25 protein-coding genes and 2 pseudogenes are annotated in these 25,783 nt (G+C 64.7%); 18 read left to right on the top strand and 9 right to left on the bottom strand.

The features are described from left to right. Positions 1 to 161 precede the first annotated feature (161 nt). The 10 genes and pseudogenes from OJJOAM_RS19625 (at position 162) to OJJOAM_RS19580 (ending at position 11,428) form a co-directional block, all read left to right on the top strand. Positions 162 to 1,121 (top strand): MBL fold metallo-hydrolase, encoded by a 960-nt coding sequence (locus tag OJJOAM_RS19625; protein ID WP_422650809.1) that lies wholly within the window; start codon positions 162 to 164, stop codon positions 1,119 to 1,121. 43 nt (positions 1,122 to 1,164) lie between these two features. Continuing rightward, a pseudogene (locus OJJOAM_RS19620) lies at positions 1,165 to 2,911 on the top strand (FAD-dependent oxidoreductase). A 38-nt stretch (positions 2,912 to 2,949) separates the two neighbouring features. Further along, positions 2,950 to 3,153 carry a DUF2783 domain-containing protein gene (locus OJJOAM_RS19615; RefSeq protein WP_150082883.1) on the top strand — a complete coding sequence of 68 codons (204 nt, stop codon included), beginning with the start codon at positions 2,950 to 2,952 and terminating at the stop codon, positions 3,151 to 3,153. Positions 3,154 to 3,398: 245 nt separating this feature from the next. Beyond that, positions 3,399 to 4,658, top strand: a complete 1,260-nt coding sequence (locus OJJOAM_RS19610; protein ID WP_422650976.1) for an MFS transporter — start codon at positions 3,399 to 3,401, stop codon at positions 4,656 to 4,658. Between the two features lie 139 nt (positions 4,659 to 4,797). Then, positions 4,798 to 5,664 carry an NmrA family NAD(P)-binding protein gene (locus tag OJJOAM_RS19605; RefSeq protein WP_422650808.1) on the top strand — a complete coding sequence of 289 codons (867 nt, stop codon included), beginning with the start codon at positions 4,798 to 4,800 and terminating at the stop codon, positions 5,662 to 5,664. Positions 5,665 to 5,837: 173 nt separating this feature from the next. Next, positions 5,838 to 7,563 (top strand): annotated as a pseudogene (locus OJJOAM_RS19600) (Hsp70 family protein). Between the two features lie 14 nt (positions 7,564 to 7,577). Continuing rightward, entirely contained in the window at positions 7,578 to 9,005 is a 1,428-nt protein-coding gene (locus OJJOAM_RS19595; RefSeq protein WP_422650807.1) for a hypothetical protein, read from the top strand. Next, positions 9,002 to 9,880 (top strand): hypothetical protein, encoded by an 879-nt coding sequence (locus tag OJJOAM_RS19590; protein WP_422650806.1) that lies wholly within the window; start codon positions 9,002 to 9,004, stop codon positions 9,878 to 9,880. The genes OJJOAM_RS19595 and OJJOAM_RS19590 overlap by 4 nt, the downstream gene beginning before the upstream one ends. A gap of 14 nt (positions 9,881 to 9,894) precedes the next feature. Continuing rightward, complete coding sequence (locus OJJOAM_RS19585) at positions 9,895 to 10,701, top strand: tetratricopeptide repeat protein (protein WP_422650805.1); 807 nt, start codon at positions 9,895 to 9,897, stop codon at positions 10,699 to 10,701. Further along, positions 10,604 to 11,428, top strand: coding sequence for a tetratricopeptide repeat protein (locus OJJOAM_RS19580; RefSeq protein ID WP_422650804.1), 825 nt, complete (start codon positions 10,604 to 10,606; stop codon positions 11,426 to 11,428). The genes OJJOAM_RS19585 and OJJOAM_RS19580 overlap by 98 nt, the downstream gene beginning before the upstream one ends. Here the strand turns inward: OJJOAM_RS19580 and OJJOAM_RS19575 are convergent. The 8 genes from OJJOAM_RS19575 to acnB all read right to left on the bottom strand — a co-directional run bounded on the left by OJJOAM_RS19575 (position 11,400) and on the right by acnB (position 18,609). Next, positions 11,400 to 11,753: a hypothetical protein gene (locus OJJOAM_RS19575; RefSeq protein ID WP_422650803.1), complete on the bottom strand. Its 354-nt coding sequence runs from the start codon at positions 11,751 to 11,753 to the stop codon at positions 11,400 to 11,402. The two genes, OJJOAM_RS19580 and OJJOAM_RS19575, sit on opposite strands and share 29 nt — an antisense overlap. 184 nt (positions 11,754 to 11,937) lie before the next feature. Then, the gene (locus OJJOAM_RS19570) at positions 11,938 to 12,765 is read right to left on the bottom strand and encodes a hypothetical protein (RefSeq protein WP_422650802.1); all 828 of its coding nucleotides are present in this window, start codon (positions 12,763 to 12,765) and stop codon (positions 11,938 to 11,940) included. 51 nt (positions 12,766 to 12,816) lie between these two features. Then, positions 12,817 to 13,410: a tetratricopeptide repeat protein gene (locus OJJOAM_RS19565; RefSeq protein WP_422650801.1), complete on the bottom strand. Its 594-nt coding sequence runs from the start codon at positions 13,408 to 13,410 to the stop codon at positions 12,817 to 12,819. A gap of 231 nt (positions 13,411 to 13,641) precedes the next feature. Continuing rightward, entirely contained in the window at positions 13,642 to 14,034 is a 393-nt protein-coding gene (locus OJJOAM_RS19560; protein WP_422650800.1) for a DUF2846 domain-containing protein, read from the bottom strand. 147 nt (positions 14,035 to 14,181) lie between these two features. After that, positions 14,182 to 14,622 (bottom strand): hypothetical protein, encoded by a 441-nt coding sequence (locus OJJOAM_RS19555; protein WP_422650799.1) that lies wholly within the window; start codon positions 14,620 to 14,622, stop codon positions 14,182 to 14,184. A gap of 119 nt (positions 14,623 to 14,741) precedes the next feature. Continuing rightward, positions 14,742 to 15,608 (bottom strand): ImmA/IrrE family metallo-endopeptidase, encoded by an 867-nt coding sequence (locus OJJOAM_RS19550; RefSeq protein WP_422650798.1) that lies wholly within the window; start codon positions 15,606 to 15,608, stop codon positions 14,742 to 14,744. Then, positions 15,574 to 15,753 (bottom strand): helix-turn-helix domain-containing protein, encoded by a 180-nt coding sequence (locus OJJOAM_RS19545; protein WP_422650797.1) that lies wholly within the window; start codon positions 15,751 to 15,753, stop codon positions 15,574 to 15,576. Before OJJOAM_RS19545 ends, OJJOAM_RS19550 begins: the two co-directional genes overlap by 35 nt. Positions 15,754 to 16,017: 264 nt before the next feature. Further along, positions 16,018 to 18,609 carry a bifunctional aconitate hydratase 2/2-methylisocitrate dehydratase gene (gene acnB / locus OJJOAM_RS19540; protein WP_422650796.1) on the bottom strand — a complete coding sequence of 864 codons (2,592 nt, stop codon included), beginning with the start codon at positions 18,607 to 18,609 and terminating at the stop codon, positions 16,018 to 16,020. 260 nt (positions 18,610 to 18,869) lie between these two features. Here acnB and OJJOAM_RS19535 point away from each other — a divergent pair, with 260 nt between their 5' ends. Continuing rightward, positions 18,870 to 19,364: a hypothetical protein gene (locus tag OJJOAM_RS19535; RefSeq protein ID WP_422650795.1), complete on the top strand. Its 495-nt coding sequence runs from the start codon at positions 18,870 to 18,872 to the stop codon at positions 19,362 to 19,364. Here OJJOAM_RS19535 and OJJOAM_RS19530 read toward each other — a convergent pair. After that, a complete protein-coding gene (locus OJJOAM_RS19530; protein WP_422650794.1) occupies positions 19,352 to 20,728 on the bottom strand; it encodes an esterase-like activity of phytase family protein in 1,377 nt (458 codons plus the stop codon). The two genes, OJJOAM_RS19535 and OJJOAM_RS19530, sit on opposite strands and share 13 nt — an antisense overlap. 239 nt (positions 20,729 to 20,967) lie before the next feature. On the opposite strand from OJJOAM_RS19530, the gene fliL reads away from it, so the two are divergent. The 7 genes from fliL (at position 20,968) to fliR (ending at position 25,561) form a co-directional block, all read left to right on the top strand. Further along, the gene (fliL, locus tag OJJOAM_RS19525; protein ID WP_174105354.1) at positions 20,968 to 21,447 is read left to right on the top strand and encodes a flagellar basal body-associated protein FliL; all 480 of its coding nucleotides are present in this window, start codon (positions 20,968 to 20,970) and stop codon (positions 21,445 to 21,447) included. Between the two features lie 141 nt (positions 21,448 to 21,588). Next, a complete protein-coding gene (fliM, locus tag OJJOAM_RS19520; RefSeq protein WP_149316423.1) occupies positions 21,589 to 22,596 on the top strand; it encodes a flagellar motor switch protein FliM in 1,008 nt (335 codons plus the stop codon). Then, positions 22,589 to 23,026, top strand: coding sequence for a flagellar motor switch protein FliN (fliN, locus tag OJJOAM_RS19515; protein WP_006576009.1), 438 nt, complete (start codon positions 22,589 to 22,591; stop codon positions 23,024 to 23,026). The genes fliM and fliN overlap by 8 nt, the downstream gene beginning before the upstream one ends. Continuing rightward, entirely contained in the window at positions 23,023 to 23,568 is a 546-nt protein-coding gene (gene fliO, locus OJJOAM_RS19510) for a flagellar biosynthetic protein FliO (protein ID WP_422650793.1), read from the top strand. The genes fliN and fliO overlap by 4 nt, the downstream gene beginning before the upstream one ends. After that, positions 23,565 to 24,353 carry a flagellar type III secretion system pore protein FliP gene (gene fliP / locus OJJOAM_RS19505; RefSeq protein ID WP_064574341.1) on the top strand — a complete coding sequence of 263 codons (789 nt, stop codon included), beginning with the start codon at positions 23,565 to 23,567 and terminating at the stop codon, positions 24,351 to 24,353. Before fliO ends, fliP begins: the two co-directional genes overlap by 4 nt. A gap of 52 nt (positions 24,354 to 24,405) precedes the next feature. After that, positions 24,406 to 24,675: a flagellar biosynthesis protein FliQ gene (gene fliQ / locus OJJOAM_RS19500; protein ID WP_149316426.1), complete on the top strand. Its 270-nt coding sequence runs from the start codon at positions 24,406 to 24,408 to the stop codon at positions 24,673 to 24,675. A 100-nt stretch (positions 24,676 to 24,775) separates the two neighbouring features. Further along, a complete protein-coding gene (gene fliR, locus OJJOAM_RS19495; RefSeq protein WP_422650792.1) occupies positions 24,776 to 25,561 on the top strand; it encodes a flagellar biosynthetic protein FliR in 786 nt (261 codons plus the stop codon). Positions 25,562 to 25,783 lie beyond the last annotated feature (222 nt).

Raw genomic sequence — 25,783 nt, 5'->3', positions numbered from 1 at the left:
GACTAACACGAAGAGACCTCCTACCATCCGTCTACCCCGACAACGCCGTGCGCATCGCAGCGCGCGGCCAATCCAATAACGAAGGGGCGAGACAGTACCTGTGCATTGCCGCTGCGCAATGCCGCCCGCTGCCGCGCCCCGTCACCCACGACGAGGCAAGCATGGCCAAAGCATTCGCATCGCAAGCCGACCTGGAAGCCAAAAAGGTCACCTTCACCCAGCTGTCCGAGAACGCCTACGCCTACACGGCCGAAGGCGACCCGAACTCGGGCGTGATCATCGGCGACGACGGCGTGCTGATCGTCGACACCACCGCGACGCCCGCGATGGCGCAGGACCTGATCGCCAGGATCCGCACGGTGACCGACAAGCCGATCAAGTACGTCGTGCTGTCGCACTACCACGCGGTGCGCGTGCTGGGCGCGTCGGCGTATTTCGCCGAGGGCGCGCAGCAGATCATCGCCAGCCGCGGCACCTACGAAATGATCGTGGAGCGCGGCGAGGCGGACATGAAGTCGGAAATCGAGCGGTTCCCGCGCCTGTTCGCCGGCGTCGAGACCGTGCCGGGCCTCACCTGGCCGACGCTGGTGTTCGACAAGGAAATCACGCTGTTCCTCGGCAAGCTCGAAGTCCGCATCGCGCATCTCGGCTCGGGCCACACCAAGGGCGACACCGTGGTCTGGCTGCCGTCGCAGAAGGTGCTGTTCTCTGGCGACCTGGTCGAATACGAGGCGGCCTGCTATTGCGGCGACGCGCAGCTGGCCGAATGGCCCGCCACGCTGGACGCGCTGCAGGCGCTGGGCGCCGAGAAGCTCGTCCCCGGGCGCGGTCCGGCCCTGACCACGCCGCAGCAGGTACGCGAGGGCATCGCCTACACCAAGGACTTCGTCACCACGCTGTACCGCGCCGGCCAGGAAGCGGTCGCTCAGAAGATGGATCTGAAGGCCGCGATGGCGCATACCCGCAAGAGCATGGACCCGAAGTTCGGCCACGTCTTCATCTACGAGCACTGCCTGCCCTTCGACGTGACGCGCGCCTATGACGAGGCGTCAGGCATCACGCATCCGCGCATCTGGACCGCCCAGCGCGACAAGGAAATGTGGGCCGCGCTGCAGGACTGACACAGCGAGATCGGCATCCGGGATGGTGGAAGGAGACAACACGATGACGGTCGACTATCAACGATTGACCTTCGAATACCGGCCTTGCGCGGAGCAATCGGCGGCCGGCGCGGTGCATCCGGTCGTGGTGGTGGGTGCCGGGCCGGTGGGCCTGGCCACCGCGATCGACCTGGCCCAGCAAGGCATCGAGGTCGTGCTGCTGGACGACGATTGCACGCTGTCGACCGGCTCGCGTGCGATCTGCTTTGCCAAGCGCACGCTGGAGATCTTCGATCGGCTGGGCTGCGGCGAGCGCATGGTCGACAAGGGCGTGCGCTGGAATCTCGGCAAGGTCTTTCTGCGGGATCAATTGGTCTACGCGTTCGACCTGCTGCCGGAAAGCGGACATCGGCGGCCGGCCTTCATCAACCTGCAGCAGTACTACGTCGAGGGCTTCCTGCTCGAGCGCGCGCTCGAACTGCCGAATCTGCAGATCCGCTGGAAGAACAAGGTGGTCGGCATCGAGCGCCGCGATGAAGGCGGCGCGGATGCCACCGTCACGCTGACCGTGGAAACGCCCGATGGCACCTATCCCGTGCGGGCGCGTTATGTCGTCGCCGCCGACGGCTCGCGCAGCCCGATGCGCAATCTGCTCGGCCTGGACAGCAAGGGCCGCACCTTCAAGGACCGCTTCCTGATCGCGGATATCCGGATGGAGGCGGGCTTTCCGAGTGAGCGCTGGTTCTGGTTCGATCCGCCCTTCCATCCCAATCAGTCGGTGCTGCTGCATCGCCAGCCCGATAACGTCTGGCGCATCGATTTCCAGCTCGGCTGGGACGCCGATCCGGTGTTGGAGAAATCGCCGGAACGTGTGATTCCCCCGCGTGCAGGCCCTGCTCGGCCCCGAAGCGACGTTCGAGCTCGAATGGGTCAGCGTCTATACCTTTTCCTGCCTGCGCATGGACAGCTTCCGGCATGGCAACGTGCTGTTCGCCGGCGATTCCGCGCATGGCGTGTCGCCCTTCGGCGCGCGCGGCGCCAATAGCGGTGTGCAGGATGCGGACAATCTGGCCTGGAAACTGGTGCACGTGCTGCGCGGCGAGGCACCGGACGCGCTGCTCGACACCTATGCCAGCGAGCGGGAATACGCGGCGGACGAGAACATCTGCAATTCGACACGCTCCACGGACTTCATCACACCGAAGAGCCAGGTAAGCCGTGTGTTTCGCGATGCGGTGCTGACGCTGGCGGCAAAGCATCCGTTTGCGCGGACGCTGGTGAACAGCGGGCGCCTGTCGGTGCCGAGCGTGCTGGCCTCGTCGCCGTTGAATACGGCCGACACCGATGCCTTCGCCGGCGCCATGGTCCCTGGGGCGCCATGTGCCGATGCGCCGGTCGTTGTCGATGGCGCCGAGGATTGGCTGCTGTCGCAGCTGCATGGCGGATTCAGCTTGCTGGTCTACGGCCATCCCGACGATCTCGATGCGGAGTCCGCCAGGCACGTCGCGGCGCTTTGCGGTCAGGCCGGTGCGCCACGGATGCTGTTCGTCGCACCGGACGGTCATCGGGCTGCCACGACGTCGGACATGGCCGTGGCATGCGATCGCGATGGCGTAGTCGCGCAACGCTACGACGCGGTACCGGGTACCACGTACCTGATTCGTCCGGATCAGCATGTCTGCGCTCGTTGGCGTGCCGTGGATGCGGAACGCGTGATGGAGGCAATGGCTCGGGCCCAAGGCAAGCGTCTGACGGAGGCCGCGCCGGCGGCGCCGGGAACATCGGCCTGCGTCGAAGCGCTCGCGGCGTGATCCCTCGGCAAGCGGCAACGATTTACCCTGGAGACACCATGCCCCTCATCACCGCTCCCAATCTGGCCCGTCCCGACGACTTCTACGAAGCGCTGATCGACATGCACCGCGATCTGGACGATGCGCAAAGCCAGGCGGCCAATGCCCGACTGATCCTGCTGCTGGCCAACCATATCGGCGACCACGAGACGCTGCTGTCGGCGCTGCAACTGGCACGCGAGGCCGAAACCGCTGCGGCCTGATTCGACGAAATTCTCGACGAAATACTCGGCGAAATATTCGACGAAATTCAGGGCGCGCTCGCGCCAACGATTGATACACCACGGAATCCACTCCGGGCCCACGGTGCGCAAGACACCGGCCCGTTAAGGGCGGTGCGATCCGCCCCTCTTTTTCCTCCTTCCTGCTTTACGGAGACAAAGCATGCCCCAACTCCACGCGGGTACCGCGACGCCCCCCGCTCGCCCTCGCACATGAAGAAGACGCCCTGCACCAGAAGATCTGGTTGCGCATCGTCCCCTTCCTGTTCGTCTGCTACGTCGTCTCTTTCCTCGACCGCATCAATATCGGCTTCGCGCAATTGCAGATGAAGCATGACCTTGGCTTCAGCGATGCGATGTACGGACTCGGCGCCGCGGTGTTCTATATCGGCTATGTGCTGTGCGAAGTGCCAAGCAATATGCTGCTCGCCCGCTTCGGCGCCCAGCGGACTTTCACGCGGATCATGCTGCTGTGGGGCGCCGTCTCGGTGGGAATGGCATTCGTCTCCACGCCGGCGCAGTTCTACACGCTGCGTTTCCTGCTCGGCGTATTCGAGGCCGGCTTTTTCCCCGGCATCGTGCTGTACATGACCTACTGGTTCCCCGCGCACCGGCGCGCGGCCGTGATGGCCATCTTCTTCGCGGGTGTCGCGATTGCCGGCGTATTGGGCGGATTGGTATCTGGCTGGATCATGCGCGATATGGCCGGCGTGATGGGCCTGTTCGGCTGGCAATGGATGTTCGCCATCGAAGGCGCGCCCGCCGTGCTGCTCGGTTTGATCGCCGCCTGGTATCTGGTCGACAGCCCCGCCGATGCCAAATGGCTGACCGCCCGCGAGAAGGCGCTGCTGGCACGGCAACTGGAAGGCGAGCAAGGCAGCCACGCGGCCCATACGCTCGGCGCCCTGCGCGAGGCGCTGCGCAATCCGAAGCTGTATGTGTTTGCGTTTATCTATTTCGCGCTGACCTGCGGCTCGTTGACGCTGAATTTCTGGATGCCGCTGATGATCCGCGATTTCGGCATTACCGACGTCGTGTCGATCAGCTTGTATAGCGTCATTCCTAATGCCGTGGGCGCCGTCGGCCTGATCCTGATTGCGCGGAATTCGGACCGCACCGGCGAGCGGCACAAGCATTTCCTGCTGTGTTGCTGCGGCGGTGCGCTGGCGCTCGCGCTGCTGACCCTGCGGCTGCCGCATTTCGGCGCGATGCTGGCGGTCCTGTCGGTGGCGGCGGTGCTGATCTTCGCGGCGCTGCCGATCTTCTGGTCGCTGCCGCGCAGCTATCTGCCCGGACATACCGCTGCAACCGGACTTGCGTTCATCAGCAGTGTCGGCATTACCAGCGGGATCGTGAGCCCGTGGGTGATCGGGCAGGTCAAGGTCCAGACCGGCAGCATGGATAACGCGTTGTATCTATTGGCGGGACTGCTGGTGGCGGCCGGGGTGGTGATGTGGAAAGCCGTGCCGAGGAATGCCAGGCAGTGATCGCCGCCATTTCACGCCATTTCCGCCATTTCGAGGGGGAATTGCCAACGCCGCGCCCGTCTTTGATATGGTTCCGGCATGAGCGATGACTAATGCGTCCATTCCTGACAGCGGCTCAGGGGACGCGGGAGGCAAGCACATGTACATCATCATGGGCGGTACCGGACATGTTGGATCGGCGACAGCGCAAGCGCTGCTCGCCCGCGGCCAGGCGGTCACCATCGTGACCCGCTCGGCCGCCCGCGCGGCCAAATGGCGCGACAAAGGCGCCGCTATCATCGAGGCGGACGTGGAAGACGTGGGGTCGTTGCGCGCCGCGTTTCAGCGTGGACGGCGAGCGTTCCTGCTCAATCCGCCCGCCGATACCAGCAAGGACACCGATGCGATCGAGCGGCACACGGTGGCCAACATCCTCGCCGCGCTTCAGGGCTCGGGCCTGGAGAAAGTCGTCGCCGAGTCCACAGGCGGCGCCCAGCCCGGCGAGCGCATCGGCGACTTGAGCGTCCTGTGGGAACTCGAAGAAGGACTGCGCCGCCAATCGATTCCCGCCGCGATCAATCGGGCCGCTTACTACATGAGCAATTGGGACTGGCTGCTCGATGCGGTACGCAGCACTGGCAAGCTGCCGACGATGTTCCCTGCCGATCTACCCATCCCCATGGCCGCGCCACGCGATTTGGGAGAGGCGGCAGCGGCGAGATTGATGTCCCCGCTCGACGACGTTGGCGTCCGTTATGTCGAAGGGCCGCGTCGGTATTCGTCGCAAGACGTTGCGATGGCTTTCGCGCGGGCGCTTGGTCGGCCCGTCGAGTTGGAAGTCGTGCCGCGGGAAAAGTGGAAGGAGACGTTTTTGGGGTTGGGGTTTTCGGATGCCGCTGCCGATTCGTATGCGCGGATGACTGCGGTCAGTGTGGACAGTGGGTTCGATTTGGCGGAGGAACCGATGAGGGGTGGGACGGGGTTGGAGGAGTACATCAAGACGCTTGTAGCTAACGGCGATACGTAGCGGTGAGTTATACCGCGCACGCCCCCTCCTTTTGTAGGGTTCATCTCAACAACAAATCTGCCGTTATCTCTTCGCGCGCAATCTCGCGCTGGCGACGCGCTGGATCACAGTACAACGATTGAGCGCCGCTGGAAGGTGGCCGGAACGCCTCATATTTTTTTGTCGGGATCGGGATGATTATCGGGATTGATCTGGGGACCACGAATAGCCTCGCCGCTGCCTGGAAGGACGGGCGGCCGCACCTGATCCCGAACGGCCTCGGCGAGTACTTGACTCCGTCATGCGTGAGCCTCGATGAGGACGGCACGATCCTGGTGGGAAAGGCAGCGCGCGAGCGCTTGCAGACGCATCCAGACAAGACGGCTGCTGTCTTCAAGCGCTACATGGGTAGTGAACGCACGATCCGGCTCGGCAAACGCCTGTTCCGTCCCGAAGAACTCTCCGCACTGGTCCTCCGCTCGCTCAAGGAAGATGCGGAAGCCGCATTGGGCCAGCCCGTCACAGAGGCCATCATCACGGTCCCGGCATACTTCTCCGACGCGCAGCGCAAGGCCACGCGAGCGGCGGGTGTATTGGCCGGACTCAAGGTCGATCGCCTGTTGAACGAACCGACCGCGGCCTCTCTGGCGTATGGCATTCACCAACTCGACGCAGAGTCTCGCTTCCTTGTCGTCGATCTTGGTGGTGGCACGTTCGATGTCTCGGTGCTCGAGATCTTCGAGGGTGTCATGGAGGTGAGGGCATCCGCCGGCGACAACTTCCTAGGCGGCGAGGACTTCATCGCCTGCATGATCGATCGATTCTTTGAGCAAACCGGGGCACCCGTCCGTCTCAAAGCCGACGCTGCATTCATGCAGCGCCTCATCGCACATGCCGAAGCCGCAAAGCGGACGCTGTCGGAGAAACCCACGGCGACGATCGAGGTCCTGGACGGGGACCAGTCCTACTCGCTTGATCTGGATGAGCCGACCTTGGAGCAGATATGTGCGCCCTTGCTGCAGCGGCTGCGCGCTCCCATCGAGCGCGTTCTACGCGATGCAAACCTGCGAGGTACCGAACTAGATAAAGTCGTGCTGGCGGGCGGCGCTACGCGCATGCCGCTGGTCCGGCGCCTGGTAGCGCGCATGTTCGGTCGTTTCCCCCGAGTGCGACATCAATCCCGATGAGGTTGTGGCACTCGGCGCCGCTGTGCAAGCCGGCTTGAGCATGAAGGACGCCGCGCTGGAGGATGTCGTGATGACGGACGTCGCTCCGTACACGCTTGGCGTCGAGGTGGCGATGCGCCTTTACGATGGCTCCTTCAGCGAGGGGCACTTCGATCCCATCATCGATCGTAGTAGCCCGGTACCGATCAGTCGGGTAAAGACCTATTCCCCGATAAGGGATCGGCAGCGTGAGCTTGAACTCAAGATTTATCAGGGCGAGGCTCGGCTTGTTGCCGACAACATCCTGCTGGGATCCTTGAAGGTGCGGCTGCCGGATCTGCCCAGCAAGGATTGTGCGGTCGACGTGCGCTTTACGTATGACGTCAATGGCCTGCTGGAAGTCGAAGCAACGGTTCAGAAGACACAGCATACGGTGACGGTCGTCATCGAGGGAAATCCCGGCCTGCTGTCGGACGCGGAGATCTCGGCAAGGTTTGCCGCCCTGTCCGAACTCAAGATCCATCCGCGCGATCGGGTGGAGAACCGCACGCTGCTGGCGCGTGCGGAACGCGTGTACCAGCAAGTGCGTGGGCAGGAGCGAGAATCGTTCGGTGCCGAGATCCGCTTGTTCGAAGCTTCGTTGGCATCGCAGGATCGGCGTCGCGTCGAGACGGCTCGACAGGCGTTTGGCGAGCTTGTCGATCATATGGAACGCGTACTGCGCGTGTTGCCGCAGGCCGAGCCGCAAGGCTGACGGACGGGACAACGATGATGGTGCCCTATTGCCTGCAACAACTCGAACTCGATACCACGGCGGATGAACGGGCGATCCGGCGTGCTTATGCGCAAAAGCTCAAGAAGATCGATCAGGCCGCCGACCCCGCGGGCTTCCAGGCGCTCAGGTCCGCCTACGAGGCAGCCTTGGCTTGGGTACGGGACGATAACCGGAATGCGGCAGCGGATTTGCCGAGCGATGGCACTTGCGATGCCCCGCAGGTCGTCGAGCCGGTGCCAGCGAACGCGCCTTGGGACATGGTGTTTCCGACGCCATGGGTTCATCGCGCGTCAAAGGACGATCGCCGATCTGACGACGAAGCAAGGGTGCTTGCCTCCGATGCCTTTACCCGGTTTACCGAGGCATTCGGCGCCGCAACCGCGAATCGGCAAACAGTTTCCGACGTCGAGGCCGTACGGGCCATGCTCGAGGAAACCATGGCGGGTGACGCGCTGGTAAACATGGTCGCCAGGAACATCCTGGAGCACGGTTTCGCCTGCTTGCTGATCCAGGGATGGAAACCCGGCCACGAAGCGCTGTTTGTCGCCGTGACTGACGTATTCCGATGGGATGAGGATCGTCGCCACCTTTACGATCTGGGGGAAGTCGGGTTCCAGATCGACCGGGCGCTGCAGGAGCGCGCCATGTTCGACCGCCTGAAGCCAAGAACCCGCCGCCAACGGGAATTGCTGATTGCGCGTCTGCGCAGCCCATCGGCACCCGACGCTCGGGAGTTGAGATCGTCTTACTGGTTGCTGGAAGACCTGTATGCCAATTTTCCGACCTGGCTTGGCATCGTTACCGATCTCAATAACCTGCCGCGTTGGCGCGAACTACATGCTGCCCTTCCACCCCGCCAACGGGGAAGACCCATCCTCGCCCGAAAGCGACCCGTCATCTCCTACTGGCATGGCTGGGCGCTGATGACTGCATTGATCCTGCTGATTAAAGGGATAGGACATCTCAACGGCGAACCATCACACCCGCCGCCCCCGGTACCGCTTCGTCTCGCGACCAGCAGCGAGCTTCCGGTTACGCTACCCGAGCTCGTCGGCAAAGCCCCCAGTCCCCAAGTGTGCGAAGAGATCTCGAGAATCTATGTGGCGTTTGGCACCGGTACGTCGTTCCAGGACGTGAAGCTCGGCGAAAGCTTCGATCGCCAGATCGCGGCCTGCATTGGAAAGCTGATATGGCCGCAATCCACTCTGCATGACACGGCGATCGGCCAAGTGCTACTGCGCGACAGGTTGCGGTTGGTCGCAGAACGAGAAAAAGCCCTGGTGCTCGATCCAAGGATGCGTACCGACGTACGCAACCACGGCCAGGCGACTGAGTTTCCTCGCGGCACAGGCACAGGTACAAGTGCAGAAACGCCGCCGGACGACACCAAGACCGTGGCCAGCCCGGGAGCGTTGCGGTGAAGCGACCCAAATCGACGGCTATCAACCAGCAAATGCACCATAGAAGCACTGACATCGTGGAGCGCCATACGACCATACGCGTCCTGATCGGCCTGACACTATTGCAATCCGGGTTCGCGATCATTCATGCCGTGGCGTGGTCCTTGGACCGTAGCACCTCCTGGGATGAAATCACCCAGACTTATTCATCGTCACGCATCGCCCTTTGGCTGGCGGCGGCCATATGGTCGTGCATCGCCTTTGCAGCCATGTTGGCGCTGCGCCGTGGTATGCGGGCCGGCCGCTGGGCGTACGTCGGCGGAGCAGTACTGTGGATCCTCGCAATGCTTGCTCTTGCACCCTTGCCACTGGCCCTCAGCGGAATCCTGCTGCCGCTCGTGGCGTCGGCCCTGCTGCTCAGTCCGGCTGCCAGCCGATACCTGTCGGACATTGCGACACGGCAAACCGACTCATCGTTGCGCGGACGTGCGGGCCATGCCATGTGGGTATTGGCTGCCGCCGGATACTACGCCATGTACGTGGCCCGGCTGACCAACACGGGCTGGCTTGCCGAGGTGTCGCCCGGAGTCTGGCGCGGTTGGCTGACGTTGGCGATGCTGGCCCTGCCGATCGCCTGCACGGTATGCACACGCAAGGGCGAAAGACTCTGGCACGCGGGCATGTTCCTGGTCATCGAGGGACTTGCCACCTTTCTTGTTCTGCTTGGATACGCTCCTTACGCGCGTACCGGCACGCTGGGCGCCGGCTACTCCTACTACGTCGCACCTGCGGTACACAGCTCGTGGGTGGTGGTGCCGCTGATGGCCGGCGTCGGCCTTCTGGGAATGTGCTCGTCACCGCGGCAGTCACGCAAGCGCGAGCGCTGGGCCATCTGACGGAGCGATACGCCATGCTGGAGAAGTCTAGGCGCGCCATCTGGATCGCAATCCTGCTGCACTTCGTGAGTCCCGCCCACGCCTCCGTCGAAGACGCCGACCGCGCGTTTGACGCAGAGCAGTACGAGGCAGGCTTGGCAGAGCTACGCAGATTGGCCAGCGCCGGCGACCCTCGTGCCGAGGCGCGTCTTGGCTGGATGATGATGACAGGCTTCGGTACGCTGCCGCGCGATCCGGTCACGGGCCGCAGGATGATGGAGCATGCGGCAAGCACGGGCAATCGCGAGGCCGCCATCATGTTGGCCGGCATGATGACGGTGATTGACCCACGCCAGGAAGCCTACGAGAAGTCCGGGCCCGTTCTGCGAAAGTATGCCGAGCAAGGCGACGCCTGGGCACAGGCCTATCTTGGCCAGAGGTATCTGCACGGCGCGGGCGTGCCGCGCGACCCTGTACGGGCATTGCACTGGATTCAGTCAGCCGCTGACCAGGGGAATGCGTTCGGCGCGTATCTGCTGGGTTGGATGTATGACGCCGGCAACGGTGTTCCGCAAGACAGCGCGCGGGCTGTTGCCCTCTACCGCGAAGCCGCGAAGAAAAACCTGTCGGCGGCGGAATACGCACTGGGCGTCGCCTATGAAACCGGCCGTGGTGTTGAGACCGACTACCTGCTGGCCATGACGTGGTATCGCCGTGCGGCTCGCCATTCTCTTTCCCCCCTCAATGACGGCGATTGGCCGCCTGTTCGCCAAAGGCCTCGGCGTTGCCAAGGACGAAGAGCGCGCTGCGCAATGGCTGCAGAAGGGTGCAGACGCGGGTGATGTGACGGCATTCGTCGATCTCGGGAATTTGTACGCGCAAGGCAGCGTAGACGGCAAACCCAATGGCGAACGTGCCGCGCAGATGTACCGAAAAGCCGCCGAGGCCGGTGTCATCGCTGGCTGGCAGGGGCTGGGCTGGATGCACCTGAACGGCAAAGGCGTGAAGAAGGACGAAGCCGCCGCCTTTGCCTGGTATTTGAAGGCTGCGGAGGCGGGAGATCCGCCATCGCAAGTAATGGCCGCCCGCCTGTATCTCGCCGGTCGCGGCACGCCGAAGAACGTCACGGAAGGCGCGGCGTGGTTAATGCGCGCCGCCAACGCCGGCGATCCGGACGGCCAAATGCTGCTGGGACGCCTGTACTTGTGGGGGGAGCCGCTGGGCCGTGATGATGTCAAGGGGCTGCATTGGCTGACGCAGTCCGCCATCGCTGGCAATCCTGAAGGGCAGTACTGGTTGGCCAAGGCCTATCGGGAAGGCAAACATGTCGCCGTCGACCCGGTACGTGCGTATGCATGGATGAGCCTGGCCAAGGCACGGGGCTACGCCCTTGCCGCAGAGGAAGCGAAAGGGCTCTCCTTCGATATGTCACAGGACCAGGTAAGGCGTGGCATCGAGGCGGCACAACAATGGCGTATCGGCGCCGACATCGTCGTAGCCGTGCCGCCTGTCGGCGGCATGGCTGTCGGGCAATTCAATCTTAATGCGCCGTTTGCGCCGGGACGGTGATTTGACTATCGCCGTTCGGCAAGGCGCTTTCGTTCGTGCGGGGGATTGCTCGCAGATCGGCGGCATACTGCATGGCATCGAACGGGACTGATGAACCGATGGCAGTGGCAAGGCGCTGCAACCGCCAATGCTGATCCGGAGCGCCGGGGCAAACATCCTTCAACTTCTGAAGGAGTGACCAGCTCACGATGGTTGCTTTCGCGCCGCCCACGTCGGTCGCGAAGGCCATGCGATGCCCCGTCGCCGATAAAGCGACGACCGCGGCGCCCAACAGCCAGGCCAGCCGCGAACGTGCTTTCAAGCCAGGTGCGGACTTTCGTTTCATCCACTGGTTATCGGCACGGGAGCCGAGAATCAACAGCGGAATTCAACGGCCAAGGGCGAACGCTACGAGAGCAAGGGACAAATCTCCCACGGGCCGTAATGAAGGACCGATCCCCCGCGCTATCGATCCACAGGTTTCTGACCGACAGCGAACAACGGCAAACGCGGGAGATCGCGGAAGGAACTTACGAACCGACCTTCAACCGCCCACCACGTCCCAACCCACCCTTGACCTCCTGCGCCTTGTAGTTGCGCAGCGAGATCACCATGTTGTTGTACGCGTCCATGAATGCGGCGACGGTGGCCTTGCCTTCCGGCGTGCGAGAGAAACCGCCCAGGCCGCCGGCCGTGTTGCCGCCAAAGGCGCCGAGGGCCGCGCCGAAGTTGGTGGCCGTCGAGTTGCCTTCCGAGATGGACACCTGCACGCCCGAGCGGATGTCGAACATGGTCAGCGTCACGACCGATGCCTTGCTTTGCATGGCGCCGCCGACAAGGGCTCCGACGCTGCCGAACAGGCTGCCCACACCGGCCGCCAGTTGGCCGGTGGAGTCGTTGTCGATGATGATGGCCGGCTCCATGTAGTAGTCGGCCGCGACGCGCTGCCCTTTCTGCTGGCGGGAGCCTGCGCGGAATTCACCGGAATTGCGCTGCTTGTCGGTGATGTTCGACAGCTTGCTTTCGGTGCGATTGTTGCCGATCGACGTGATCACGAAGCAGTTCGACTGCTGCACGGCCAGCCGGATCAGCGGCTCGATGCTGGTGACCTTGGTGGCCGCGCCAAAGCTCGCGTACCACTCCTTGCCCCGGCCATCGTCCACCGCCAGCGTGCCCAGCGGCGCGTCGCAGCGCTCCAGCGAAGCATTGGCGTTCACGCTGGTGGCGCCACCCGCGGCGCCGGTGGCAGCGGTGGGCGCGGTGCCGGTGCTGATCAGACCGCCGCCGGCCGTGGCGCAGCCAGCGAGAACGAGGGACGCGGCCAATGCGGCCGCGCGCAAGGAAATATTCTTGGGCATGATAGGGCGTTCCTGTCGAGGAAATTGACGAAAAAATCCGGGTGGGAAGGCTTAGCGGTGATACCAGCCGGAAGGGCCCCATACCCAGTAATACGGATAGCTGCTGTACCAGGCGACCCAGGAGGTACGGTAGGCCTCGCGAACCCGGTACGCGCTCTGTTCGTCTTTCTTGGCAGCCTGGGCCTGCGGAATCAAATCCTTGGCTTCCTTGCTGCCCTTGGCTGCGGCTCGCATCAGCCAAGCCTCGGCTTCGGCAGGGTCCGAACCCATTTCCTCAAAGCCCATCAGATAAATTCGACCAAGCGCCAGTTGCGCTTGCGTATGACCGTTGTCGCCGGCCTTGCGCAGCCATTCCAAGGCTTGATAGCTGTCGCGCTTCACCCCGTCGCCACGCAGCAGCCGCAGGCCCAGGTCGTAGGCGGCATCCGGATTCTTCTCGGCCACGTTGGCCAATGCCTGCATGCGCGGATCGGCTTCGTTCGAGGCGAGCTGCGCGGTCGCTACGCGTCGATCCTGTTCGGTGCAGGCATTCCCGTCGCACAGGCGCACCGTGGACGACCGCGGCGCCAACTGTTCTTCAGGCGTTTGCGCGCAACCGGCAAAGCCCAAAGCCGTGGCCAACAGCAATGGAACAAGAACACGCATAGATGACCCCCCCGAGGTCTGCTTTTATTCGTTCTGTATTTGTTCGCCTTTTGAGAAGGCGTATGGATTGTATTTTCGGCAGGGAATATTTGCACCCAACCGCCGTAGGTGTACGGCCCTCGTTGCACCGTGCGAAGAGGTGGCGTAAGGGGGCGTTCGGGGAATTGCTTGAGGCAGCGCGCTCGGACAATACGCTCGCCGGCGCGTAGGCCGACCGCCAAATCAGGCGTCTTACTGGCCGCAGGTGCCCGGCTTTGCCATTTCAAGTTTAGCGACGTCGGCCTTGCCTTGCTCCTCGGGGATCAAATCGAGATCAGCTCCGCCAACGAAAGCGCCGAGCTTGATGAACTGGCGGACAAAGTAGTTCTTGCCGGCTTCCATGGCCACTTCCAGGGCATTGGGCGAGAATTCCGATTCCGTTTTGATCTTGTGCTTCTTGCCGCCTTCGACCTGCGTGTAGAAAAACACGTCCGATGCGCTCTCGCCCAGGCACCTGCCATCTACCCAAATGTCCTTCTTCAGCGCCTTGCCGACGAAGCTATTGCGGTAGACATAAAGACCAGAGTTGCCTGCGCTCGGGGCGCTGAACTGTTTGGCTTGGTCGGACTGCTCCTTGCTAGCCATGTCGACGGACGCGCAGCCGGTCAACGCGCAACAGGAACGCTCCCGGCTATCGACCACAGCGCCTCATTTCTGTACCCCTCCGTCGTTGGGTACTAGTCTCGCTGCCAGGCGTACCAGACCCGCCATCTCAGCTTTACATCGACCAAGCTACGCCGGCGCCCAAGCGCTCAATCGACTTCTGACCTCCGCTTGCGGCAACCGACACCGCGGATGCGCAGCTATCCGAGACAATCCTTCATGAAGCTGCGAGTTCGACAATGCCCCTGAAGAAGCCATCTGATCGAGCAGCCAAAGAAGCCCATACACCTTTCCGAGCCTCGATATGGCCTCGGCCCGCAACTCCCCGTCTCCCGTGACGAGGACGTGGTTCGGCCGTGTGGCGTAGCTCAGCGCAAAGCAATCCGCCAGTGACAACTTTCGCCGTTCGGTTCTCACTCGCTGGGCGAATGCCACTTCATCGGGCGTCAGCGCAACCACTCCAAGCCCGAGCTTTCGCAAGAGCGGCCCGTTTTCCGCTTCGAGCTCCCGCTCGTAGAGCAGATCAGGCACGACCATCGTCAAGCCGCACAAAAAGGCGGCTTCGAGCAATCCCCCCTCGTTCCAAATCGATCAGAACAGACGTATCCGAAACGAGGACGATCATGGCGAATCAGTGGATGTGCCCCATCAAGCGGCGATCCAGTTCGCGGACGCTGATATTGAGCAGCTCAGCCCCTTTCGCTTCCGAAATGGCCTGCTCTGCGACGGCTCGCAGGCACATGCGCTCCATGCGTTGCGGCACTTCGGCGGGGGAGCTTGTGAGGTTCATTGGATCCGGGGCTGTTCCAGCCCATTGCGCGAATTTGTCCCCACAGGCGGCCGTGGGCGGCCTTCGATATCACGCCAAGCTGCGAGCACCGTACCGCCAGCGACGCAACGCTGACCTGGAAAATCTTCTTCAGCTCCACCAGTTCGCCGATCGAAATGGACGTGCGATGGCCACCCAATAGCCGGGTCATCATTTCCTTCGGCATCAGCAAGGCGCCGGCAAAACGGTCCGCCGCCTTTTCCTGCTCTGCGTCGCTCATTTCCGTGAAGCGGAGCACCAGATGCCCAAGCTCGTGCGCCAGCGTGAACCGTTGACGTTCGCCGTTGTGGTTCTTGTTGATGACGATCACGGGGACGGCGCACTGCCCGCTTTGCTGGACGAACGCCTTGGAGCCCGAGACGCACTGAGGCAGATCGAGCGCGATCACTTTGATGCCCATGTCTTCGAGCAATTCGGTCATCGCAGGGATCGGGTCGGTTCCCAGCGACCAGAGGCGTCGCAGCGCCTCCGCGGCCAGTTCGGCGTCTTCGACTTCACCAATGGCGAACGGGGCGCTGCGTGGCGGAGACCAGGTGCCTTCGTCTGCCGCCAGCAGTTCTTCGAGCTCGAGGTAGCGCTCGACCTGGTCCAGTACCGCGGCCTCGACAGCGCGCTCTTCTCGTGCTGCGGTATGGGGTGCCTTGCGAAAGTCGACGCCGGTCAGCTCGATCTTCCGCTCGCTGAGCAGGAATTCAGGGGGAGACGCGCAGCGCCTTCGCCATGGCAAGAAGTACGGTGGAACTCGGCATCATCTCGTCTCGCTCGTATTTGCCGATGGCTTGTGCGGACACCAGACCCTCGATCGCCGCTTCGAGGTCGCGCAAGGACAGGCCAAGCGCCTCACGTGCCCTCTTCAGTCGGTTTCCAATCATCGCACCTCCCGGGCAGACTGGTTTACAACAATGATCATTTCATTATTGTTTGTAAACCTATGCCGGTCAAGCCGAGACAAGGCCCACTGGGAGGACGCCGCCCCAGGACCGTCCCAGACGACCTGCCCCAAAACAAGAAAGCCCCGGAGACTCCCGCCTCCGAGGCTTTCCAACAGCAACAAATCCAGCAGCAGTTCAGCTCAGTCCCTGGGGCTCAGGCCAAACAACAACCTCACCCCAAAGACCCAACCAACATCCCCGCTATCAAACCGTCACCGTATCCGCCACCCCCTTGAAATCCTCGATCTGATCGAAGTTCATGTAGCGGTAGATCTTGTCGCCATTGGCGTTGAGCACGCCCATGTCGGCCATGTACTCTTCCTTGGTCGGGATGCGACCGAGGCGCGAGCAGATCGCGGCCAGTTCCGCCGAGCCCAGATACACGTTGGTGTTCTTGCCCAGGCGGTTCGGGAAGTTGCGGGTCGAGGTCGACATCACCGTCGCGCCTTCGCGCACCTGTGCCTGGTTGCCCATGCACAGCGAGCAGCCCGGCATTTCGGTGCGGGCGCCGGCGGTGCCGAACACGCCGTAGTGGCCTTCCTCGGTCAGCTGCTTCTGGTCCATCTTGGTCGGCGGCGCGACCCACAGCTTGACCGGGATGTCGCGCTTGCCTTCCAGCAGCTTCGATGCGGCGCGGAAGTGGCCGATGTTGGTCATGCAGCTGCCGATGAACACTTCGTCGATCTTGGCGCCGGCGACGTCGGACAGCGTCTTCACGTCGTCCGGGTCGTTCGGGCAGGCGACGATCGGCTCGTGCACGTCGGCCAGGTCGATCTCGATCACGGCGGCGTAGTCGGCGTCGGCATCCGGCTCCAGCAACTTCGGATCGGCCAGCCAGGCTTCCATCGCCTTGATGCGGCGCGACAGGCTGCGGGCGTCCTGATAGCCCTCGGCGATCATCCACTTCAGCAGCGTGATGTTGCTGTTGATGTATTCGATGATCGGTTCCTTGTTCAGGCGCACCGTGCAGCCGGCGGCCGAGCGTTCGGCCGAGGCGTCGGACAGCTCGAACGCTTGCTCGACCTTCAGGTCGGGCAGGCCTTCGATTTCCAGGATGCGGCCGGAGAAGATGTTCTTCTTGCCCTGCTTGGCGACGGTCAGCAGACCCTGCTTGATCGCGTACAGCGGAATCGCATTGACCAGGTCACGCAGCGTGACGCCCGGCTGCATCTTGCCCTTGAAGCGGACCAGCACCGATTCCGGCATGTCCAGCGGCATCACGCCGGTGGCGGCGGCAAACGCCACCAGGCCCGAGCCGGCCGGGAAGCTGATGCCGATCGGGAAGCGGGTGTGCGAGTCGCCGCCGGTGCCGACGGTGTCGGGCAGCAGCATGCGGTTCAGCCACGAGTGGATGACGCCGTCGCCCGGGCGCAGCGAGATGCCGCCGCGGGTGCTGATGAATTGCGGCAGCGTGTGATGCGTCTTGACGTCGACCGGCTTCGGATAGGCGGCGGTGTGGCAGAACGACTGCATCACCAGGTCGGCCGAGAAGCCCAGGCAGGCCAGGTCCTTCAACTCGTCGCGGGTCATCGGGCCGGTGGTGTCCTGCGAGCCCACCGAGGTCATCTTCGGTTCGCAGTAGGTGCCCGGGCGGATGCCCTTGCCTTCCGGCAGGCCGCAGGCGCGGCCGACCATCTTCTGCGCCAGCGTGTAGCCGCGGCCGGTGTCGGCCGGGTTCTGCGGCAGGCGGAACAGCGTCGACGGCGCCAGGCCCAGCGCCTCGCGCGCCTTGGCGGTCAGGCCGCGGCCGATGATCAGCGGAATGCGGCCGCCGGCGCGCACTTCGTCGAACAGCACGTCGGACTTGACCTGGAATTCGGCGATGACTTCGCCGTTCTTCAGCGCCTTGCCTTCATAGGGACGCAGCTCGACCACGTCGCCCATTTCCATCTTCGACACGTCGAGCTCGATCGGCAGCGCGCCGGCGTCTTCCATCGTGTTGTAGAAGATCGGGGCGATCTTGCCGCCCAGGCACACGCCGCCGAAGCGCTTGTTCGGCACGAACGGGATGTCTTCGCCGGTGAACCACAGCACCGAGTTGGTGGCCGACTTGCGGCTCGAGCCGGTACCGACCACGTCGCCGACGTAGGCGACCAGGTGGCCCTTTTCCTTCAGTGCTTCGATGAACTTGACCGGACCGCGCTTGCCGTCTTCCTCGGGCTGGAACGCGGCGCCTTCGCGCTTGTTCTTCAGCATCGCCAGGGCGTGCAGCGGGATGTCGGGGCGGGTGGTGGCGTCCGGCGCCGGCGACAGGTCGTCGGTATTGGTTTCGCCCGGGACCTTGAACACGGTCACGGTCAGGCTTTGCGGGACTTCCGGACGGCTGGTGAACCATTCGGCGTCGGCCCAGCTTTGCAGCACGGCGCGCGCGTTGGCGTTGCCCTTGTCGGCCTTTTCCTTGACGTCGTGGAAGGCATCGAACATCAGCAGGGTCTTCTTCAGCGCGTCGGCGGCGACGGTGCCGACTTCGGCGTCGTCCAGCAGCTCGATCAGCGGCGAGATGTTGTAGCCGCCGAGCATCGTGCCGAGCAGTTCGGTGGCGCGGGCACGGCTGATCAGCGCGCAGGTTTCCTTGCCGAGGGCGACGGCGGCCAGGTACGAGGCCTTGACCTTGGCGGCGTCATCGACGCCGGCCGGCACGCGGTAGGTAATCAGGTCCAGCAGGGTCTGCTCTTCGCCGGCGGGCGGATTCTTCAGCAGTTCGATCAGTTCGGCGGTCTGCTGCGCGGACAGCGGCAGCGGAGGAATGCCAAGCGCGGCGCGTTCGGCGACATGGGCGCGATAGTTTTCGAGCATGGGAACCTGCGGGGTGATAGAGGAATGAGGGTTAAACAACACCGTTGTGATGAGGATTGTACGCTCAACGCCGGTCCTCGGTCAAACGTCTTATATCTTATATAAGACCTAGGACTAGCGACCGGGCAACAGCCACGCAACACCACCCCGCCGTTACCGGGTGTAACCGCCGTAAGTCGTTGGCAACAAAGGGAAACGGCGGCCCCGGGCGGCCTCGTCGCGCGGTACAACGGAAGCTGCCGAATCATGGGGAGAACGGTGTGAATGCAGGAATTTTTGCCCTGCGCCGAGGGCTGGCCGTGATGGCCATGTGCGGCGTGACCATGCTGGCCGGCCAGGCGCTGGCGCAACCGGTGGAATCCGGGCCGATGACGGTGGCCGGCACGCTGGTGGTCAACGGTCCGGTCACCGTGCAGGGGCCGGTCGAGGTCGACGGCCGCGTGCGGGTACGCGGACCGGTGACGGGGCAGTGGTTCGAGACCGACGACGGCCCCTCGATGCGCGGGGCGCCGCAGCGCACCTTCAACGGCCCGCTGACCGTGCACGGTCCCTTGCGGGTGCAGGGCGATCTGATCGTCAACGGGCCGCTGGAAGCGGCCGGGCCGATCCGCGCCGCCCGCATCCGGTCCGACGGGCCGGCGCGGCAGCGGCAATACGGCGAGGACCGCCGCGGGTATCCGCCGGCCTACCAGCAGGGCCATCCGGACCAGCCCTATGACGGCCGCGGCTACGACGGGTACGGCTACGGGCGCTGACGGCGGCTGACGGCGGCTGACGGCGGCTGACGGCGGCTGACGGTGGCTGACGGTGGCTGACGGCGACTGACGGAAGCCGAGGAATGCCACCAGCGCCGGCCCCCTTCTACTCCGGCACCACCTCGAACGCCAGCACCTGCGTGATCTGCTTCGCGTTGAAGTTGTTGTCCGAGACGAGCACCAGGCTGTCGCGGCCGTTGGACAGCTTCGGCCCCCCAGGCCATGCCCTCGATGTTGTCGACGGTCTTCAGCCCGAGCGCGTTCAGGTTCTGCACCAGCCGTTTCCGCACCGGCACGTAGCTGGCGCCGGCGAGCCGGTCCAGGCTGCGCACGTCCGTCGCGCCACGGATATCGATCTGGTACAGCCGCACATAGGTAGTGAAGTTGCCGTCGGCGCCCTGCACGCCGGCGCGCTCCAGCGTCAGCAGCCGGTTGTCGTCGATCGCCAGGATCTCGGTCACGCCGTTGTCGGCGCTGCGTCCCGGCGCGGGCGCGGCCGGGATTGCGTCGAGCGGATAGACATACTGCGCCAGCACGTTGCCGTTGCGGTCGTAGCGCAGCAGGCGGGAGACCGAGCCGGACGACGGCGTCGGCAGCGGCCCGTCCTGGTACAGCGGCCCTTCCATGCTGACCCACAGCGACTTGCCGTCGGCCGACAGCGACAGCCCCTCGAACGTGGCGTTGTTGCGCGAGCCGGTCTCCTGCGTGGGCGACATTTGGAACGCCGCCGGCAGCGGCAGGGTGCCGGTCAGCGTGCCGTCCGTGCGGGCCCGGGCCACGAACGGATCGAGGTCCAGCGCGCGATCGCCCTCGCTGGTCCACCACAGGCCGCCGGTGGACGAATCGAAGCGGATCGCCTCGGGATCGGGCACGACGCCGCCCGCCGTGCGATTGGGAAAGGCGCTGCCGTCGGCCTGGCGCAGCGTCACGACGCTGGCGATCTGCACCGGCTGCAGGCGGGCCAGGTCATAGCTAATCCGCGCCGTATAGAAGCGCGCCGGCTGCTTGTCAGAGCGGTCGTCCGAGACCAGATACCAGAGATTGGCCGCGGGATCGTAGTCGATGCCGGACAGGCCGCCCACCGTGGTGCCGCCGACCTGCAGGTCGTTCGGCAGCGTCTGCTCGCCGATCAGCCGGACGGAACCCACCGAGCGCCGCGGGCCGTCGTCCTGCTCGTCGCCGCCGCCGCAGGCGGCGAGCAGCGCGGTCGACATCGCCAGCGCGGCCAGGCCCAGTACCCGGGCCCCGGCACGGCGGGCAGGCGCGGCGGCACGTGCAACGTCGGCTTCGAGGGAAGGATCGGCGGACGGGACTACGGGACTGAGGACGGAACAGGCGGCGGAACGGACGGCGGAACGGCGCATGCGCAGGCTCTCCTGGAAGGAAATCCCGCGAGTCTGGCGTCCGGCAATGACCCGCCGATGACAGCCCGCTCAAGTTCCGCCGCCGACCAACGTTAACCCATGAGATGACCGTCCGCTGCCGCCGACGGTCGCTCCCGCTCGACTCAAACGGCCAAGCTGAGCGGGTTTCCCCCTTTTTTCGGCCCATTGCCCGCCACCGATTGACCGAGAATGGCGTGGCATTCCGATACAGGCATCTCATGGCGAAAACGCTCACGACTCCCCAGGCATCCGGCTCCAGCAAGCGCGGGGTGCTGATTCTCGCCGGTGTCGCGGTCGCGGCCGTGCTGGGCGCGGGAAGTTTCTTCCTCGGCAGCCTGCTGAACAACCGCGCACCCGCCGCGCCGGCCGCCCCCGTGGTTCCGGCGCCGATCTTTGTCGCGCTCGACGCCTTCACCGTCAACCTGAAAGGCGAGGACGGCGACCGCTTCCTGCATACCGGCCTGTCGGTCAAGGTGGCCGACACGCAGACGCAGTCGCGCATCGCCGAGTATCTGCCGGAGGCGCGCAGCCGCATTCTGCTGTTGCTGTCGGCCAAGCAGCCGCCGGAGCTGTCGACCGTCGAGGGCAAGCAGAAGCTCGCCGAAGAAATCAAGCAGGCGCTGGCAAAGCCGTTCGCACCGGCGCTGCCGAGCCAACAGATCGTGGATGTCCTGTTCACTTCCTTCGTGGTGCAGTAAGCCCGTGCCCTGCCCCGCTTGCCAACCCGATATGAAGCCGACCACCCGACTCTCGCCCGCCGATGCGCACCTCGCGCGCGCCCAGGCCGGCGTGCGTGCGGCGCTTCTTTAATCCAGTCGTTCATTGGGGCAGGACATTAAATGGCTTACGACAAATTCCTCTCGCAGGATGAAGTAGACGAGCTGCTCAAGGGCGTATCCGGCGAAGCCGAGACGCCCGAGGCCGCCGCGCCGGTCTCCGAAGACGGCGTGCGGCCCTACAACCTGGCGACCCAGGAGCGCATCGTCCGCGGCCGGCTGCATACGCTGGAGATCATCAACGAGCGTTTCGCTCGCCAGCTGCGCACGGCGCTGTTCAACTTCATCCGCCGCGGCGCGGACATCTCCGTCGGTTCGATCAGGATCGAGAAATACGGCGAGTTCGTCCGCAACCTGCCGGTGCCGACCAACCTGAACCTGGTCCACATGAAGCCGCTGCGGGGCACCGCGCTGTTCGTGTTCGACCCGAACCTGGTGTTCCTGGTCGTCGACAACCTGTTCGGCGGCGACGGGCGCTTCCATACGCGCGTCGAGGGCCGCGACTTCACGCAGACCGAGCAACGCATCATCCGCCGCATGCTGGATCTGGCGCTGGCCAGCTATGGCCATGCCTGGCAGGCGGTCCATCCGATCGAGTTCGAATACGTCCGCTCGGAGATGCACACCAAATTCGCCAACATCGCGATCCCCAACGAGGTCGTGGTGACCACCGCCTTCCATATCGAGCTGGGCGCGGTCGGCGGGCAGATGCACGTCTGCTTCCCGTACTCGATGATCGAGCCGGTGCGCGATCTGCTGATGAATCCGCTGCAGGATGAAGTCGAGGTCGACAAGCGCTGGCTGCAGCAGCTGTCGCAGCAGCTGCGCGCCGCCGAGGTGGAACTGGTGGCCGAATTCGCGCATCTGCGCAGCACCGTGGCAGAAGTGCTGGCGCTGCGCGCCGGCGACGTGCTGCCGATCGAGCTGCCCGAGAACGTGATCGGCAAGGTCGACGGCGTGCCGGTCATGCAGTGCAGCTACGGCACGATGAACGGCCAGTACGCGCTGCGTGTGCAGCGCATGTTCAATCATCAAGACAGCGATTCCAACAAGGAAACCGACCATGACTGACGGCAAAGAGGACAAGCCGGCCGATCCGATGGACGACTGGGCGAGCGCCCTGGCCGAGCAAACCAGCGCGACCGCTGCGCCTGAGCCCGCCGCCACGGTGGCGACGGCCACGCCCGCGGCCGCGACGGTCTTCCAGCCGCTGGAGCGCGAAGCGTCGAGCGGCTTCCACAACGATATCGAGATGATTCTCGATATCCCGGTGCAACTGACGGTCGAACTGGGCCGCACCAAGGTACCGATCAAGAGCCTGCTGCAACTGGCGCAAGGTTCGGTGGTCGAGCTCGACGGCCTGGCCGGCGAGCCGATGGACGTGCTGGTCAACGGCTATCTGATCGCGCAGGGCGAGGTGGTGGTGGTCAACGACAAGTTCGGCATCCGCCTGACGGACATCATCACGCCGTCCGAACGCATCCGGAAGCTGAACAAATGAAACCCGCTCGGGGCCGCGCATTGCGGCCCGCGCCGGGCACGCGCTCGTACGCGGCCCGCTCGATCTGCGGTGCGGCGGCCGGCCTGCCGGTCCTCGCGCACGCGGCCGATGCCGTGACCGGCGCGACCGGTGCCGGCGCGCTGGCGCAGGCCGGCCTCGGCCTGTTCGCGATCATCGCGCTGATCCTCGGCCTTGCCTGGCTGGCGCGCCGCGCCGGCCTGGTGCGGCATGTCCAGGGCGGCGTGATGAAGGTCGTCGGCAGCACCAGCCTGGGCGCACGCCAGCGCCTGCTGCTGGTCGAGGTCGGCGATACCTGGCTGGTGCTCGGTGTCAGCGCCGGCGAAATCCGCACGCTGCATACGCTGCCGGCCGGCTCCGCCACGCCCGGCGAGGCGATCGCCGCGATGACCGGCACGGCTGGCATGAGCGGCAAGGGCTCGACGCCCATGTCGCCCCAGGCCCCGTTCGGCGACAAGGCCACCTTCGCGCAGAAGCTGCTGCGCTCGATGCAACAGAACCTGCAACAGACCCTGAAGTCATGAACACCATGTACGCCGCCAGCCGGCGTCGGTCCGGAGCGCCGCTGACGCTGGCGCTCGGCCTGCTGCTGGCCGCCGCTCTCGCGCTCGGCACCGATCCCGCGGCCGCGCAGGCCCTGCCGGGCATCGTCAGCCGCCCCGGCCCCGGTGGCAGCCAGACCTGGTCGCTGTCGGTCCAGACGCTGGTCCTGCTGACCTCGCTGTCGTTCCTGCCGGCCGCGCTGCTGATGATGACGGGCTTCACCCGCGTGGTGATCGTGCTGGGCCTGCTGCGTACCGCGCTCGGCACGGCCACGTCGCCGCCGAACCAGGTACTGATCGGCCTGTCGCTTTTCCTGACCTTCTTCGTGATGTCGCCGGTGCTGGACCGCGTCTACACCGAGGCCTACAAGCCGCTGTCGGAGAACCGCATCAGCCTCGAGCAGGCCGCCGAGCGCGCCGCCGCGCCGATGAAGGCCTTCATGCTGAAGCAGACCCGCGAGAAGGACCTGGCGCTGTTCGCGCAGATGGCCAAGACGCCGGAGATGCAGGGCCCCGAGGACGTGCCGCTGCGCGTGCTGGTGCCGGCCTTCGTCACCAGCGAGCTGAAGACCGCGTTCCAGATCGGCTTCACGATCTTCATTCCCTTCCTGATCATCGACCTGGTCGTTGCCAGCGTGCTGATGGCGATGGGCATGATGATGGTGCCGCCCGCGACGATCTCGCTGCCGTTCAAGCTGATGCTGTTCGTGCTGGTCGATGGCTGGCAGCTGCTGCTGGGCTCGCTGGCGCAGAGCTTCCTGACCTGACGTGCCGCCCCCTGATGTCCCACGCCGACGCCGCAAGCGCACCGGAGGCCAAATGACGCCGGAAACCGTAATGACCATCGCCACCCAGGCGATGAAGATGACGCTGCTGCTGGCCGGCCCGCTGCTGCTGGTCGCGCTGATCGCGGGCCTCGCGATCAGCCTGTTCCAGGCCGCCACGCAGATCAACGAAATGACGCTGTCGTTCATTCCCAAGCTGCTGGCGCTGTTCATCACGCTGGTGCTGGTGGGTCCGTGGATGATCAACACCTTCGTCGACTACATGCGGGAAGTGTTCGAGGGTATTCCGGGGCTGGTGCGCTGAGTCCGCCGCGCCCGGCGCAGATTGCGACGCGGATAGCGACGCAGAGACCGACCCAGGCAGCGACGCAACCAACGACAACCAAGCCAGGAGGCGAGACGCGATGGTATCGGTGACCACGGCCCAGCTCTACGAATGGATCGCGGCCTTCCTGTGGCCGCTGTTCCGGCTGCTCGCGCTGATCGCCACCGCGCCGCTGTTCGGCGAGGGCACCATTCCGCGGCAGGCCAAGATCGGCCTGGCCGCGCTGATCGCGATCGCGATCTCGCCGACCATCGAGAACCTGCCGGTGGTGCCGGTCTATTCCTTCGACGGCTTTCTGCTGATCCTGAACGAGATCGGCGTCGGTATCGCGCTCGGCTTCACGATGCGGCTGGTGTTCGCCGCGGTCGAATACGCCGGCGAAATCATCGGCCTGCAGATGGGCCTGTCGTTCGCCTCGTTCTTCGATCCGAGCGCCGGCGGCCAGACCATGGTGCTGGGGCGCTTCCTCGGCATCGTCGCGATGCTGCTGTTCCTGGCGCTGGACGGCCACCTGCTGATGCTGGCTACGCTGGTCGACAGCTTCTCGGCGCTGCCGATCGGCGGCACGCCGTTGTCGGCCGCTGGCTGGGCGGCCGTTGCACGTGCGGGCGGCACGGTGTTCTCGTCGGGCCTGCTGCTGGCGCTGCCGCTGGTGGCCGCGCTGCTGACGCTGAACCTGCTGCTGGGCATCCTGAACCGCGCTTCGCCGCAGCTGTCGATCTTCGCGGTCGGCTTCCCGGTGACGCTGGCCGGCGGCCTGCTGCTGCTGATGCTGGTGATGCCGCAGATGAACGTCTACATGTCGCATCTGATCGAGACCGGGCTGTCGTCGCTCGAGAGCGTGCTCGGCCAGCTGGCGCGCTGAGCGCGAACGCCGGCACGGCGGCGGTTACGGGCGCGCACGGCGGCGCCATGTCTGCAATGTCTGTGCGAAAACGCAGCACGTGCGCATGATTCCAGCGCGCGCGATATACCACAACGCGGCGATTTGCGAGCGCGCGGCGCTGCGCCGATAATGTCGCCGCCCGGCGCCGGCCAGCATCGGGCCGGGCCATCGGTCCGCTCGCCGCGGCGTACTTCGTGCGCG

Source organism: Cupriavidus sp. H18C1 (genome assembly GCF_049311595.1).
Taxonomy (GTDB): Bacteria; Pseudomonadota; Gammaproteobacteria; order Burkholderiales; family Burkholderiaceae; genus Cupriavidus; species Cupriavidus cauae.
Note: the sequence above shows the minus strand (reverse complement) of the source record. Positions and strands in the feature narration are given on the sequence as shown.